Origin of the sequence: Nesterenkonia sp. PF2B19 (assembly GCF_001758425.2) — a bacterium.
GTDB classification, from domain to species: Bacteria; Actinomycetota; Actinomycetes; order Actinomycetales; family Micrococcaceae; genus Nesterenkonia; species Nesterenkonia aethiopica.
On sequence record NZ_MDSS02000079.1, the window covers coordinates 1 to 13,379 of the forward strand.

Genomic DNA, 13,379 nt, shown 5'->3' on the forward strand with positions numbered 1-13,379 from the left:
CCCGCCGAGCCCCTCCCCTGCCGCCCGCCCCACCGCGGCGGCCGAGGCGGCGTCCGCGGACGCGTCCATCACCAGGGTGCTCCACCCGCTCTCACGAGCAGCATCGAGCGCAGTGAGCAGCACCTCCGAGGGCTGCTGCCCGCCGAGGTGCAGCAGCACGCCCCGATGCTCCGGGGTGCTCTGGTCCGCCCGGTGGATCTCGCAGCGCATCGGGGTCCCGGCCCAGTCGACGGTCGGGGCGGAGGCCCCGACAGGGACCTCTGCCCAGTGACCTCGCAGGCCCTGCCAGGTGGCCGGCCGCTCGGTGAAGGCCTCCTGGGCCCGTGCCAGCGCCGTCTCGAGGATCTTGGTGGGGGCGCGGAAGGCGGTGGCGATGCGTCGCACCGCACCGAGCCCGCCCTCGACGTCCTCAGGGGCGACCACGACGGAGGCGCCGTACTCGCGCTGGGCCCAGGCGAGATGGTCCGCGGCCACGCTCAGCCAGTTCCGCTCAGGGCGCATGCGGTGCAGCGAGTCCTCCGGGAGGCAGTGCTCCAGGGCCCAGTCGACCTGCCGGAGCGCAGGCGAGGCGGCGTCGTCGGTGAACACCACCGCACGGAACCCGTAGGTGGCCTCGCGGATGATCTCCACGGCCTGGGCGACGCCGTCGTGCAGGTGCCTGTTCCTGCCGGTGAGCACCAGCATCACCACGGGGATCTTCTGGAAGGCCCGCGGCTTGGGCGCCTCACGCGGGGCGAACGGCATCGTCCCCTGCACCTCGAGGGGAGACTCCCCGTAGCGTGCCCGGGCTCTCTGCTCGAGGGTCTCCGTCCAGGGGCCGGGGTCCTGGTCCGCGGTGGTGATGATGGTGCTCACAGCGTGCTCTCCTTGAGGATGGTGACGGCCAGGGTCTCCGGGGCGGCGTCGGCCGCGATGGCGCTCACGGCGTTCATCCGGACGGCGAGCTGCACGTCCAGCGGGCTCCCGTCGTCCGGGCGCACCCAGTGATGCTCGACGGCCTGCCCGTCGAAGGCCTCCATGACAGGCTCAGGGATCGTGGTCCCCACGGTGACGACGCGTCGAGCGCCGACGTCGGCCAGCAGGCGGCGCAGCCGCTGGGTGATGTAGCGGCGCCATGTCCCGGCGCCGGTCTCCTCGACGAGGTGGAACGCCGGAGGTCCGGGAAGGCGGATCTCGTCGGGGCCGAGCGGGTCCTTCTCCGCGCCGTCGGCCACCAGACCCATGACCACCGGTGACCCGGTGGCGCTCAGGCCTCGGGTGAGCTCCCGAGCGAGGCCCAGATCCTGCGGGTCCAGGTTCAGCACGAACGTCGGCTGGGGGCCGGCCGACGCTCCGGCCTGAGCATCGGTGCCCGCGACCGCCGGCTCGTCCTGACGGGTCGCACCCGTCTCAGGGACGGCCACTCCCAGCTCCTGCAGACGTCGAAGGTGCATCTGCGGGCTGAAGCTGCGGGCGAACTCCTGGGCCCGGCGGGACTGGGCCAGGAACGCCTCGGGCGAGCTCCAGTGCTCATCGACCAGGGCGAGCACCTCGTGGGGCTCGGCGTAGAGGGCGGCGTCGCCGAACAGCGCCTTCATGTAGGGCGGCAGGATCGCCACGCAGCCCGCGGCCAGGGCCTCCATGGCCGCCCGGCCGAACGCCTCCCGGAGGTCCGGGTGGTGCATGTAGACCCAGAAGTCGATGCGGCGCAGGAAGTCGAAGGGCTCTTCCCCGCCGAACGGGATCACCGTCCAACGATCCGGGATCCACCCGATCTTACGCCGAGCGATCTTCGCCCCGCCGAGGATCTGCACGTCGTAGCCCGGCGAGTTGGGGTACGCGGCGAGGATGTCCTCCTTGGTGTCCGGCCACTTGCCCGGCTGGGGGCGGGAATGCCGTCCGATGACCGGCTTCTTGCCGATGAACGTCTCACGCTCGGCCGCGCCCTCCGGCATCTGGAAGATGTTGACCCAGTCCTCGTCCCGCAGCGGAACCTCGGTGGTCTGCTGCAGCACGGTGCCGCGCACGACCGGCCCGATGGGCGCCCAGATCGGGTCCAGGCCGAACAGGCTGCGCACCCGCCGGTCGGTGGCCTCGACGTCGTAGTGCCGGGTGCCGGCGCCGTCGATGGCGGCGTGGTTCACCACGATGACGACATGGTCCGCGGTGACATGGTCGAAGGTCGAGGGCGTGGACCAGATGACCGTGGGGTGCCGGATGACGAGCACCGTGGCGTGGAGCCTGTCCCGCGGAGTGGCCACATGCACTCCCGGCAGGTCCAGGATGCGGCGGATGTGGGTGCTCCACGGAATCGGGTATCCGGTGACCGATCCGGCGGCATGCATCAGGGCCGTGGACAGCCCGGCCTCCGACTGGGCGCGCACCTCCTCGGCGATGCTGCTGGTGGTTCCGCCGGGCAGCCGGAAGTCGGAGATCTGGACGACGTCGTACCGCGCGGCCTCTCCCATGGTCAGCGGGCGCCTTCCCGCGCACCGTCATGGTCGTCCCATGAGACCGTGACTCCGGGAAGGGAGGAGAGCTCCTGCTGCATGCGGTCTCGGCGCACCTGGTCCAGGACCGTGTCCTGCTGCCGGCGGGTCTGGTCCAGCAGCTGGTGGAGCGCGTCGAAGGCGGCGTCCTGCGACCCGGAGGATCGCTGCAGCTCGGTGGTGATCAGCTCCAGGGCGTCCTTGAGCTGGTCCGCCTTGGCGGCGTCCCGGCCGGAGTGCCGACGCACCACGGTCTTCAGGTCCACACGGGTCCGCTTGCCCTGGGACTTCAGCTCGGCCAGCTGCTCCTCGGCGAGCTCCTGATCAGGGCGCGCGTCCGATCGTGCTCCGAGGCGCCCTGCGCCGCGGGCGCGGACCCACCGGGCCCCTGCTGAGGCTCGCGCGCCGAGACCTGGTCCGCTGCCCCGGGGACGGCCTCGGCGGCGTCGTCGCCCAGCTTGACGATGCGGTTCTCGCCGTCGACGTGGACCACCTTGGGGGTGTGCTCGGCGATCTCGGCGTCGGTCCCCATCTGGTAGGAGATGATGATGACCAGGTCGCCGGCGCTCACCAGGTGGGCGGCGGCGCCGTTGATGCCGATCACCCCGGAGCCCCGCTCCCCGGCGATCGTGTATGTCTCCAGGCGTGCGCCGTTGGTGATGTCGACGACGTGCACCTGCTCACCCTCGAGGATTCCGGCGGCGTCGAGCAGGTCCTCGTCGACCGTGATCGACCCCACGTAGTGGAGATCAGCCTGGGTGACCGTGGCACGGTGGATCTTGCCGCCCATGACGGTTCTCAGCATGCGGTGCTCGCTTTCGACTTCGGTCCGCTCGTGAACAGGTGCTGTGCGGGCGCGCGGAACGCCCCCAACAGGGTACTAGAACGCCTCGGACCCCTCCGGTTGTTCCGGAGGGGTCCGAGGCGTTCGCGTGGTGCAGGGATCCGGTCAGCCGCGGCGTCCGGCCTTCGGCGCGTTGGAGTACTCGGCGTCCTTGGTCAGCTCGGCCACCAGCTTCTCGCGGCGGATCGCGTAGACCTCCTCCAGGCGGGCCTGGCGGCGGGCGCGACGCCGCTTGGTGGGCCAGGTGATGATCAGCGTGATGAGGGCGATGAGCGCCACCAGACCGACCACGGCGATGCCGGCGTCCATCCAGAACTGCTCCGGGTAGAGGCGGATCAGCGTGGAGTCCGGGCTGAAGGTCCAGGTCCCGTCGGCGAAGAAGATGCGGTGGAAGGTGTCGAAGAACTGCTGCCAGCTCAGGACCGCGACGGCGGCGGCCGCGGCGATCAGCCCCAGGGTCGCCCAGGCGCCGGCGAAGAAGCCGCGCGCCACTCCACCGGGGCGCCAACGACGCAGCAGCAGGGCGAAGATCAGGGTGAGGAGCAGCAGGACGAGTCCGCCGCCCATGGCAGAGACCATGACCAGCTTCACATCGGTCATGTGGCTGACCTCGGCCTCCGTGAACAGCGGCTCCCCCTCGGGCGCCAGCTCGGCCAGGTACCGGGAGTTCGCGGCGTTGAACAGATAGTCCATCCCGTAGGACCCGTAGAGCAGCCGGTCGGTGACGTCGAAGCCGCCGGCGTCCGCGGGGAATCCGGGCCGGTTGTAGGCGATCCAGAGGAACACCGGGGAGGCCACCAGGCGGATGGCCGCCACGGTGATCATCAGCGGCACGAAGATCGCCACCAACACCTGGAAGAACCGGGAGACCCCCCGCTTGTCACGGGCCACCTCCTCATCCAGGTCGGCATCGGTGATGGCCTCGCCGGACTCGTGGCGCGGCACAGCCGTCGTCGCGGTGGCCTCATAGGGGCGGTACGGCTCCGTTGAGCCGGCCGGCGCAGGCGAACCGGCAGCCGGCGAGGCGGCTGGCGACGCCGTCACGGGAGCGGGGACGGCCGCGGGAGCCTCGGCCGCCGCAGAGATCGACTCCGGGGAGGTCGCCGTCTGGGGGGAGGCCGTCCCCTCCGGCGTTCCGGTCCGCGGCAGCGCGGCCGTCGCGGAGGTGTCCGAGTCCGCAGGCTCGGGGACTGGCTCGGGGACTGGCTCGGGGACCGGCTCTGTCGCCGCGACGTCGTCCAGCGGGCGGGTCGCGTCCTGGTCGGGACGCGACACCGCCGTGGTGTCGCCCTCGCCCGGCGAGGGCGCGGCAGCATCGCCAGATGCCTGCTGTGCAGGTCCGTCCTGGGCCGTGCCCTCGAGCCGATCCTCCGGGAAGTCCGGGGCGTCCTCGGCGAAGGCCCCGTAGTCGAGACCGGACTCGAAGTCGCTGCCGGTCCCGGCGGTCTCCTCATTCTCAGGCCGCTTCGAATTCGCGCTCATGATCGCCTCTCCACGCAGTGCTTTCCACTCTCGAGCGTACGGTCCTGACACGGCATTTCCGTGGAGACCTGCCGCAGAGTGTCGGAACCGCCGGCCGGGCGACGCAGGCTCAGGCCGTCAGCTCATGCGAGCCGGCGTCGTAGCGGCCCAGATCGCCGGTGACACCGGCCCGGTGGGCGCGGCCGCCCAGCACCAGCGTGTACACCCAGTAGGCGGCCAGCACGAGCGCACCGATGCCGATCTTCAGCCACGGCGGCATGGCGCTGGGCGTCACGAAGCCCTCCACGATCCCGGAGACCAGCAGCACGACCACCAGCCCCACGGCCACGGTGATCAGCCGCCGCCCCTCATAGGCCAGTGAGGTCAGGCGCCGCTGCTGCCCCGGCGCCACCCAGGCCCAGAAGATCCGCAGACCCGCGGCACCGGCGATGAATATCGCGGTGATCTCCATCAGCCCATGCGGCAGGATGTTCAGCCAGAACACGTCGGCTGCGCCCTGCTCCGCCATGATGCCGCCGGCGATGCCCACGCCCTGGGCGTTGAGGAACAGGATGAAGGGCACCCACACGCCGGTCACCCCGAAGGCGACCTCCTGGGCGGCGATCCAGGCGTTGTTGGTCCACACCTGGGCCGCGAAGGACGAGTTGGGATGCTCGGAGTAGTAGTCCTCGAACTGAGAGCCGGCATAGGCCTCCCGCTCGGCCTCCGGCATCAGCAGGTCGAGCTGCGGATGATGATAGGTCCAGATGCCGTAGCCCACAGCCACGGCGATGAAGGCCGCCCCCAGGATAAGAGTCAGCCAGCGAATCCGGTAGAACGCGGCCGGCAGCGACTGGGCGAAGAAGTAGGCGATGCCTTCGAAGACATTGCGCCCGAGCCGGTCAGCTGCGTGCGGGCCCGCCCCAGCCGGGCGGAGAGTCCCGCGGCCAGGGAGCCCCCCGGCTCCACCGCCTGCACCATGGACAGATGCGTGGATGTGCGCTCATAGAGGCGCAGCAGCTCGTCGGCCTCCGCCGCGCTCAGGCGGCGCTGGTCGGAGAGGACCGCCAGGCGGTCCCACTCCGACTGATGCACGGCGACGAACGCATCGATGTCCACGGCACCGAGCCTAACCCAGGGCCGGCTCAACACGCTGACGTGCGACGTCGGTCCCAGTACAGTGGGTGTCATGCGCACCGTGATCACCGGCGAGGCCGTCAGACTCGAGCTGCCGCCGGCCTCCGTGGCGGTGCGCGGCACCTCGCTGCTGATTGATCTGGTCATCTATGTCCTGATCTACATCGGCATCCAGCTGCTCTTCGGGTACTACTCCGGACAGATCTTCCAGACCATGGACCCTGCCATGTACGCGGCATTCTCCCTGAGCACCGTGGTGCTGTGCTTCGTGATCCTACCGATCACCATCGAGACGCTCTCCCGAGGGCGCTCGGTGGGCCGACTCATCATGGGGGTGCGGATCGTCCGCGACGACGGCGGCACCGTCCGGCTGCGCCATGCGCTGATCCGCGGGCTGATCGGCTTCCCGGAGATCTTCCTCTCCTTCGGAGTGCTGCCGCTCTTCTGCGGCATGATCAACGCCCGCGGCAAGCGTCTGGGCGACATGGCCGCCGGCACCTACGGCATCCTGGTCCGCCAGCCCAAGGTCAAGCCCATGATGCTGCCGGTGCCCCAGCACCTGACGTCCTGGACCCAGATCGCGGACCTGGGCCGCATCCCGGACCCGCTCGCGCTGCGCATCTCCCGGCTGCTGCGCCGCATGGAGACCACCGGCCGCGGGGACAACCTCGGCGTGCTGCACCGCACCGCCGACCAGCTCGCCGATCAGCTGCGCCCGCACATCTCCCCTCCCCCGCCGCCGTCGTCCTCCATGGACTTCCTCATCGCCGTCATGGCCGAGCGACGCAACCGCGAGTACCGGAGGCTGCGCCGCCAGCAGGAACGCACCGGAGAGCTCAGCCGCCGGCTGCACACGCTCCCGTACTCCTGACCTGGCGACCGCGTCCTCAGGTGTCCGCAGGTGACGTCCTCACCGGTCGGCGCCACAGCCCCGCGATAGGCTGGGATCCATGCCCAGTGCACCCCAGACGACCGTCATCTCCCCCGACGTCCTCGAGATCCTGCGCTGTCCCGTGACCGCAGCACCGCTGCGTCAGGACGGCGACCACCTGGTCTCCGTCAGCGATGACACCATCCGCTACCCCATCGAGCACGGCGTGCCCCGACTCCTGGCCGACGCCGCCTCCAGCACCACCGACGAGGAGACCCCTACCCCATGAGCTTCGACTACAAGATCGCCGACATCTCCCTGCATGAGGCCGGCCGGCACCAGATCCGCCTGGCCGAACATGAGATGCCGGGCCTGATGGCCCTGCGCGAGGAGTACGGCGAGTCCCAGCCGCTGGCCGGGGCCCGCATCGCCGGCTCGCTGCACATGACCGTGCAGACCGCCGTGCTGATCGAGACCCTCACCGCCCTGGGCGCCGAGGTCCGCTGGGCCTCCTGCAACATCTTCTCCACCCAGGACGAGGCCGCCGCCGCCGTCGTCGTCGGTGACGGCACCCCTGAGGACCCCCAGGGCGTGCCGGTCTTCGCCTGGAAGAACGAGACGCTGGAGGAGTACTGGTGGACAGCCAGCCAGATCTTCGCCTGGCCCGGTGTGGATGAGGACCCCGCCAAGGGTGCCAACATCATCCTCGACGACGGCGGTGACGCCACCCTGCTGGTGCACAAGGGCGTCGAGTTCGAGGCCGCCGGCGCCGTCCCCTCGGCCACCGAGGAGGACCCGGAGGAGTACCGGATCATCCTGGAGACCCTGCGGTCCTCCCTGGCGGAGAACCCGTCTCGGTGGACGGGTGTGGCCAGCACCCTGCTGGGTGTCACGGAGGAGACGACCACCGGAGTGAACCGTCTCTACCAGCTGGCCCGCGACGGTCAGCTGCTCTTCCCGGCGATCAACGTCAACGACTCGGTGACCAAGTCCAAGTTCGACAACAAGTACGGGATCCGCCACTCCCTGCCGGACGGCATCATGCGCGCCACCGACGTGCTCATCGGCGGCAAGGTCGCCGTGGTGTGCGGCTACGGCGACGTCGGCAAGGGCGCGGCCGAGGCGCTGCGCGGACAGGGCGCCCGGGTCATCGTCACCGAGATCGACCCCATCACCGCGCTGCAGGCCGCCATGGACGGCTACCAGGTGTCCACCCTGGAGGACGTCGTCGGCATCGGCGACATCTTCATCACCACCACCGGCGGCAAGGACATCATCTCCGCCGAGGCGATGCAGCAGATGAAGGACAAGGCCATCGTGGGCAACGTCGGCCACTTCGACAATGAGATCGACATGGCCGGTCTGGCCGCGATCCCCGGCATCAAGAAGGTGGAGATCAAGCCGCAGGTCCACGAGTGGGTCTTCCCGGAGGCCGACGGCCGCTCCATCATCGTGCTCTCCGAGGGCCGCCTGCTGAACCTGGGCAACGCCACCGGCCACCCCAGCTTCGTGATGAGCGCCAGCTTCGCCAACCAGGTGATCGCCCAGATCGAGATCTTCGCGAAGTCCCACAAGGTCCGCCCCGGCGACGGCAGCTACCAGAACGAGGTCTACACCCTGCCGAAGATCCTCGACGAGAAGGTCGCACGTCTGCACCTTCCCGCGCTGGGTGCGACGCTCACCGAGCTGTCCAAGGACCAGGCCGACTACCTCGGCCTCGACGTCGCCGGCCCCTACAAGCCGGAGCACTACCGCTACTGACCCCTGACCCGCAGCCCCGAGGCAGAGCACCAGCACAACGACGCGGCCCCCGCCCAGGGAGATCCGGGCGGGGGCCGCAGTGCGTGATGCGGGTGAGTCCGGAGCGGACGTGGGCGCACACCCGCCCACAGCGTCGAGGGGTCATTTCTCCGTGCACCTGGTGCAGCTTACGCGCGTCACCCGCGCGGAGATGTATGGAATTATGACCCTCGATGGGAGCGCTCCACGGGAGCCACACCAGGCGCCACGGCACACCGCCCTCAGCACCGGGGCGCGGGTGAGGTCTCAGTCCCTGAGCAGACGCAGATGACCCCGAGTGAGGGCCGCCTCCGGAGTAGGCGGTTCCAGGCGGGCGCGGCTCTCCCGGGTGGGCAGCGTGCCTGGGGTGTGGGAGCCGGTGTCCTCCTCGGAGGAGGACCGCCCTGCCCGACGTGCGCCGGCGTCGTCGTCACGGTGGCGGACGGCGTCCGCCAGGGCGAGGAGGTCGTCCTGCGGCTCCGCAGGAGTCGACGGGTAGTCCAAGCGCACCACTTCCCAGCCGCGCGGCGGGTTCACCGTGTCTGCGTGGTGGCTGCACAGGTCATAGGTGTGGGGCTCGGAGTACACGCTCATCGGCCCCACCACGATCGTGGAGTCTTGATAGCTGTAGGTCAGCGTGGCGACCGCCGGTCGCTCACAGCCGCTTCGAGTGCATCGTCGCGAGGAATCCACGGTGCACCACCCTAGCCGACGTCACGGACAAGGACCGGGAGGCGCACCGGCGGACTCGGGTCCGCAGAACGGGTCAGTGCCGCAGCCGCACCGGCACGGTCCGGTCCGGGTCCCGCAGCAGGTCCACGGTGCTCAGCGCGAGCCCTCCCTCATCCTGGGTGGTCAGCGCCGCATACAGCCCCGGAGCAGTCTCCTCCACGACGACGGCGACGGCGTCGCCGAGGTCCTCCGGCTCGAGGGTCAATGCCCCCTCCGCAGGCACGGTCACCTCTTCCGCCGCGGAGAATGTGCCGTCCGCCTCCACCAGCCGATAGGTCACCTGGCCCTCCGCCTGCAGGCTGGTGAGCCGCAGCGAGGACTCACCCACATCCGGGATGAGCGTCCCGGAGCCTTCGGTCAGCGGCACCGCGGAGGCCTGCCAGGAGAAGTCCGTCGCGGAGTCGCCGTCTCCTCCGGCCACGCCGTGGCTGGACACCGCCGCATAGGTGGGCTCATCGGATCGGAGGACGACGTCGTAGACCCCGGCCTCCAGCCCCTGCAGCGGGACCGCGTCCACCTCGCCGGGCTCCACGGTGAACACGGCCGGGTTGTCCAGCAGCTCCACGCCGTCGTCGCCGTAGACCTGCAGCTCCAGGGTGGTCCGTGACTGTCCGGCGGAGTGGATCCACAGCTCCGCGGGCCGAGCGGCGGGGTCCTCCTCGGTGGACTCGGGCACCGGGACCCCCGGCATCACGTGCTCGGTGTCCGGTGCGGAGATCCCCGGCAGGAAGTCCACCCCTTGACCGGTCAGGCCCACCGCCCGCGAGGACTGCACCTGGGCGGTCACGGGGGCTCCGGAGGACTCCACGGAGATCCCCAGCTCGGCGTCCGTGCCCGCCAGGGCGGCGAGGTTCACGGTGCGCACCGTCTCCCCCGGCACGACCAGAGTCCGGGTCCCCGAGGAGCCCCGGTGCCCGTCGGTGTCATAGCCGACCACCTCGACGGTGGCGGGCCGGTCGTACGGATTGGCCAAGGTCAGCAGGGCGGTGGCCCCAGCGCCGAGCTCAGGGCCGAAGAACCAGTGGGAGCGCTGCGGGACCGTGCAGTCCCGGGTGGCCAGACCGGTCACTGGTCCGGTGTCGGCGGCGTAGGTGTACCGGGCGGCGGCGGCGCCGGAGGCTCCCTCGGGCAGCGCCTCGATCTCCAGGAACGGTGTGCGGGTCATCGCGCCGAGGACCTCATAGACCACGTCGCCGGTGACCGTCTCCTCCGCCTCGGTCAGCTCGGTGGTGTTCACCCGATACCGCTCGCCCAGCTGTGCCCACGCGGCCGCCGGGAAGGTGCCGGCGTCGTCGGCGGCGAGCACCAGGGCTTGGAAGCGACCGAGCGCGGAGTCGTCGCGCTGCCGGTACTGCAGCAGCCCGTCGGTGGTCAGCGAGGCGGCCAGCCCCGGCATCGGCGGGCAGACGTGGGCCGTGCCCGATCCCGCAGCCGGGAACGCAGCCGCATCCACCGGCGCCGGCTCCCACGTCTCCCCGCGCGGTCCTGCACCGCCGATCCCACCGCGATCCCTGCCACGCCCGCCGCGACGACGACGGCGAGCACCCGCGCTCCCGACCCGGGAGGTCGGGGGCTGCGCCCGGTGGCCTGGCGACGCTGCTCTGCCTCCTCGCGGCGGCGTTGTCTCTTCGCCTGACGGAGGTGGCGACGGACCGTCCGCGCGTTCATGGCCGCTCCCCTCGTCCGTCTGCAGGTTGTCCATCTGCGGATCGCCCGGCCGTGTGCCGTCCGGCCATCTGTGCGAGCTCCTCATCGCCGGCCACCGGGAGCAGTCGGGCCCCGCGGGCAGCGGCACGGCGATCAGCACCACCAGCAGCAGGAACCCTCCCACCAGTCCGAGCATCGGCCACCGGTACGGGCTCGAATGCGAGGCGGTCAGCACACCGGAGGCCTCTCCGGCGGGCAGGTGGAAGCTCTGCGCCCACGTGCCGCCCGGTGCCGGCTCCAGGTCCTTCCCGTTGAGCTGTGCGGTCCAGCCCGAGGCCTGCGCCGTGGCCATCCGCAGCATCAGATCCTCCTCCGCCGCCAGGGGCTGCCCCTCGGCGTCGCGGAGTCCCTCGAGGTCCACCTCCACCTGTCCGTCCTGGGAAGGCAGCAGGGCGACCGTCTGCCCGTACTGGTCCACCAGTCGGGCCCAGGAGGTGGAGGCACCCTCCACCTCCTCCGTGGTGAGGACTTCCCGGTCCTCCGGCACTTCGGCCCGCCAGAGCAGCCCACGGTCGGTGGGGCCGACTGCGATCAGGCCGGAGGCGGTGTCCACGGCGTCCACCAACGGTGAGTCCTCCACGGAACGGATCAGCACATGCCCGACCCCGAGCTCCTCCATCAGGGGACCCACTTCCCCGGAGCCGGGGGTCACCAGCGAGGCGACCAGCTGCCCCAGCCGACGGTCCCCGGCGCTGAGCTGGCGGTCCGGCACACCCCCTGCGGTCACCACGGCGCGTTGGGCGTCCAGCATGCGTCCCTGGCCGGAGACGAGCTCGCCGACCACGCCCTCGCTGCCGGCGTCGAGAACCAAGGTGCGCTGCTGCGCCGGCCCGGTGCCCTGGTCGGCCGCGGTGGCGGGCACCTGTCGCACCTGCCCCGGGGCGATCTGCACGAGGTCCTGGCTCACCGGGGTCAGCGCCTCGCCGGTCAGATGCGCCGACGGAAGGGCCCGCGGCACCGCCCAGGAGCCCAAGGACGCCACCACCGCCAGGACCAGCAGCGTGGCGGCCACCGGGGCCGCCGTGGCGCCCCAGCGGGGCAACGCACGCGGCAACCGGTCCAGGGACCCGACGGCGGCGATCAGCAGACAGAAGGCCATCACCGTGACCAGCGGTCCGACGTCGGCGGAGATCAGGGCCACGCCGTCGTCCGCGACGGCCAGGCGCGACGCCGCCGCGGAGAGCCCCAGGGCGCCCAGCAGCACCGCGCCGGCGACGAGGGCATGGGTGCTGCGCGCGGTGGCGGTGGCGATTCCCAGCAGGGCGACCAACAGCAGCGGAGCGCCGACGATCAGCGCCAGCCGCAGGCTCCACAGGTCCCCGGTGAACAGCTCCGGGATGGCGCTCCCCTGCAGGCCGGCGAGCGGATCGAAGGGTCGAGAGTGGCCGAGCAGCTGCTGCCACAGGGGCGCATCCGCGGCGCTGATCGGGCGGGTCGGATCGGAGAGCAGCACCGCCACGACGTTCTGGCGGGTCAGCAGGGCGGAGCCGAGCATCGGCGCGGCCAGAGCCAGCGAAGGCAGCGGCATCAGCCACAGCACCCGGCCCCGACGGCGCAGCACCAGCGCGCCCACCACGCAGACCAGCACCGCCAGCACCAGCAGGACCGGCGCCGCGGCGGTGACCACGGCCAGCAGCAGCGCGGCTGCCGCCGCGTGCTCCCAGGAGGCGGCGTACAGCCCGGAGCCGCGGCCGGAAGGGTCCAGGTCCAGAGCCCGGACGGCTGCGAGCAGCACCAGCGGCAGCAGCACGTGGACCAGCACGACACCCACCCGGCCCTCACCGAGCGCGATGTGCAGGCTCGGCACCCCCACCCAGAGCAGCGCCGCGACCACCCGTACGGTGGCCCGATCGGTGACCAGCCGTGAGGCCAGCCAGGCGGTCAGCCCGGCCAGCGGCAGGGCCAGCACCGTCAGCCACATCAGCACCAGGGAGGCGTGGCCGCCGGTGAGCAGAGACAGGATCAGCAGGACCAGAGCGAAAGGATCCGCGCCGGCCAGGGAGCCCAGACCCTCCGGGGCGATGAGGCTGACCGTGGACGCGGCGATCTCGGCCGTGGACGGCGTCACCGGCAACGCCGCGCCACCGGTCAGCGCCTCGGCGGTGAGCAGATCACGGAAGACCAGCAGGGAGATCCCGGTCAGGCCCAGCAGCATGAGGAACAGGCCCAGGCGGTCGCCGGAGCGTCGGGTCGGCATCTGATCGAACTCGCCGTGGGCGGAGTCCTGGCCGAGCAGCGCGTCATGGTCGTCCTCATCGGCGGTCCGTGCCCCCGCCAAGCCGTAGCCGGCATGCTGCGGGGCGACGGTCTCCGCGGTGGGCAGCCGCCGCCGATGGGCGCGCAGCGCGGCCGCATCCAGGCGTGCGGCACGCTCGACGAC

At 71.3% G+C, this 13,379-nt stretch carries 10 protein-coding genes and 1 pseudogene; 3 read left to right on the forward strand and 8 right to left on the reverse strand.

Annotation, left to right across the window (positions count from 1 at the left end; genetic code table 11):
- The 6 genes and pseudogenes from BCY76_RS15945 to BCY76_RS15970 all read right to left on the reverse strand — a co-directional run.
- The coding region (locus tag BCY76_RS15945; RefSeq protein ID WP_201791162.1) for a hypothetical protein at positions 1 to 855 on the reverse strand (855 nt) is incomplete at its 3' end.
- Positions 852 to 2,447, reverse strand: a complete 1,596-nt coding sequence (locus BCY76_RS15950) for a glycosyltransferase (protein ID WP_085437908.1) — start codon at positions 2,445 to 2,447, stop codon at positions 852 to 854. The genes BCY76_RS15945 and BCY76_RS15950, both read right to left, overlap by 4 nt.
- A 2-nt stretch (positions 2,448 to 2,449) precedes the next feature.
- Positions 2,450 to 2,734 (reverse strand): hypothetical protein, encoded by a 285-nt coding sequence (locus BCY76_RS15955; RefSeq protein WP_085437909.1) that lies wholly within the window; start codon positions 2,732 to 2,734, stop codon positions 2,450 to 2,452.
- A gap of 23 nt (positions 2,735 to 2,757) precedes the next feature.
- On the reverse strand, positions 2,758 to 3,273 hold the full coding sequence (gene panD / locus BCY76_RS15960) for an aspartate 1-decarboxylase (RefSeq protein WP_085437910.1): 516 nt from the start codon (positions 3,271 to 3,273) through the stop codon (positions 2,758 to 2,760).
- A gap of 144 nt (positions 3,274 to 3,417) precedes the next feature.
- On the reverse strand, positions 3,418 to 4,794 hold the full coding sequence (locus BCY76_RS15965) for a DUF1461 domain-containing protein (protein WP_070158560.1): 1,377 nt from the start codon (positions 4,792 to 4,794) through the stop codon (positions 3,418 to 3,420).
- Between the two features lie 109 nt (positions 4,795 to 4,903).
- Positions 4,904 to 5,892: pseudogene (locus BCY76_RS15970) on the reverse strand (stage II sporulation protein M).
- Positions 5,893 to 5,962: 70 nt separating this feature from the next.
- Between BCY76_RS15970 and BCY76_RS17775 the strand changes: the two are divergent.
- From BCY76_RS17775 to ahcY, 3 genes are all read left to right on the forward strand, one after another.
- A complete protein-coding gene (locus tag BCY76_RS17775; protein ID WP_070158561.1) occupies positions 5,963 to 6,781 on the forward strand; it encodes an RDD family protein in 819 nt (272 codons plus the stop codon).
- Positions 6,782 to 6,860: 79 nt separating this feature from the next.
- Positions 6,861 to 7,070 carry a Trm112 family protein gene (locus BCY76_RS15980; RefSeq protein ID WP_070158562.1) on the forward strand — a complete coding sequence of 70 codons (210 nt, stop codon included), beginning with the start codon at positions 6,861 to 6,863 and terminating at the stop codon, positions 7,068 to 7,070.
- Positions 7,067 to 8,542, forward strand: a complete 1,476-nt coding sequence (ahcY, locus tag BCY76_RS15985; protein WP_070158563.1) for an adenosylhomocysteinase — start codon at positions 7,067 to 7,069, stop codon at positions 8,540 to 8,542. The genes BCY76_RS15980 and ahcY overlap by 4 nt, the downstream gene beginning before the upstream one ends.
- 285 nt (positions 8,543 to 8,827) lie before the next feature.
- Here ahcY and BCY76_RS15990 read toward each other — a convergent pair whose 3' ends face one another.
- Complete coding sequence (locus BCY76_RS15990; protein ID WP_070158564.1) at positions 8,828 to 9,253, reverse strand: DUF3499 domain-containing protein; 426 nt, start codon at positions 9,251 to 9,253, stop codon at positions 8,828 to 8,830.
- A gap of 73 nt (positions 9,254 to 9,326) precedes the next feature.
- A partial coding sequence (locus BCY76_RS18310) for a DUF5719 family protein (protein WP_237090231.1) occupies positions 9,327 to 13,379 on the reverse strand: 4,053 nt, incomplete at its 5' end.